The organism is Bacillus sp. SIMBA_074, from assembly GCF_046534555.1.
Classification (GTDB): Bacteria; Bacillota; Bacilli; order Bacillales; family Bacillaceae_G; genus Bacillus_A; species Bacillus_A mycoides.
On sequence record NZ_JAWRYM010000364.1, the window covers coordinates 1 to 284 of the forward strand.

Here is a 284-nt window from a genome sequence, read left to right on the forward strand (position 1 = left end):
CTCTCCAACGAAATTCGAATCTAGCCTTCGAAAGGGCATCATCCCGTTTTTGTGCATCCTTATGGCCCTTTGCAAGGTCAGCTGCGTGGGCTGCAATTTTATAAGTAATGACCCCTACTCGAACATCCTCTTTATTCGGAAGTCCCAAATGCTCTTTCGGTGTCACATAACATAGCATGGCAGTTCCAAACCATCCAATCATTGCAGCACCAATCGCAGAAGTAATATGATCGTATCCAGGAGCTATATCCGTTGTTAAAGGTCCTAAGGTATAGAATGGAGCT

At 44.7% G+C, this 284-nt stretch carries 1 protein-coding gene; it reads right to left on the reverse strand.

What is annotated here, in order from left to right; genetic code table 11:
• Positions 1 to 284 (reverse strand): phosphomethylpyrimidine synthase ThiC (locus SB773_RS31180; protein WP_410594144.1); only part of this gene is annotated, 284 nt, incomplete at both ends.